2 protein-coding genes are annotated in these 1,179 nt (G+C 59.9%); both read left to right on the top strand.

The genetic code is table 11. The features are described from left to right. A partial coding sequence (locus tag A1351_RS08305) for a Type 1 glutamine amidotransferase-like domain-containing protein (RefSeq protein WP_064032744.1) occupies window positions 1-483 on the top strand: 483 nt, incomplete at its 5' end. A 93-nt stretch (window positions 484-576) separates the two neighbouring features. After that, the coding region (locus A1351_RS08310) for a carbon-nitrogen hydrolase family protein (protein WP_064032745.1) at window positions 577-1,179 on the top strand (603 nt) is incomplete at its 3' end.

The following is a 1,179-nucleotide window of genomic DNA, read 5'->3' on the forward strand; positions in this document are numbered from 1 at the left end:
AAGCTCGGCTTCGTCACGGTGGAACTCGATTTGCGGGAATATTTTGGGAGAGCGGCGGATCTCGGGAGCTTCCTGAAAAGCGTCGACGTCGTTTGGATCAATGGCGGCAATGCATTCATCCTCCGCCGAGCAATGAGGCAGAGCGGTTTCGACGAACACATAAAGGCGGCCCTCGCGCGTGACGAGCTCGTGTATGGAGGCTTCAGCGCCGCCGCCGTAATCGTTTCAAGAGGCCTCATGGGCCTCGATATCGTAGACGATCCGAACGACGTGCCGGCCTCCTACGAACCGGACATCGTCTGGGCGGGCCTCGACCTGCTGCCCTACACGATCGCGGTTCATTTCCAGTCGAATCACTCGGAGTCGAGCAAAGTCGCCGAGGAGATCGCGTTTTTCGAAGCGAACGGCATTCCTTATCGCACGCTCAGGGATGGAGAAGTGCTCATTGTCGACGGTGAAAAGCAGCGAGTGCTTGGTTTGTGAGAGTCGATGCGAGGCATTTCAACGCCATGGCAAACGAATTCGTGGATGCATTCGGGGGGAGGCGGGCTCGAGTGCATCAGCTAAGGTGGTCCGATGACATTTCCTTTTTCTATTGCCGTGGCGCAGAGCGTGATATCCCCCGATGTCCGCGAAAACGGACGGCGCATGCGCGATATGATGTCGGAGGCCAAGACGGCAGGCTGTAGGCTTGTCCAATTCCCCGAAGGCGGCCTGTCGGGATACGTCAAATCGCAGATCACCGATTGGGCGCGCGTGGATTGGAGCGCGCTGCGCGAGGAATTGGACGCCGTCGCCGCCCACGCCGCGCGCCTCGAACTCTGGACGGTTCTGGGCTGCAATCATCGGCTGACCCCTCCCAACCGTCCGCATAACAGCCTCTACGTCATATCGGACAAGGGGACGCTTGTCGGACGCTACGACAAGCGCCTCTGCTCCCACACGGAGCTGAGCAACTGGTACGCGCCCGGCGTCGAGTCCTTCGTCTTCGATGTCGACGGCGTGCGCTTCGGCCTTGCGCTCTGCATCGAGGTGCAATTCCCGGAATTGTTCCTCGACTATGCAAAGCAGGGCGTCGACTGCATGCTGTTCTCCGCCTATTCCGACGACCCCATGTACGGCATCCTGGCGCGGGCTCATGCGGCGACGAACAACTTCTGGCTCAGCCTTTCGATCCCC

The sequence above is a fragment of the Methylosinus sp. R-45379 genome (assembly GCF_001644125.1).
GTDB lineage: Bacteria > Pseudomonadota > Alphaproteobacteria > Rhizobiales > Beijerinckiaceae > Methylosinus.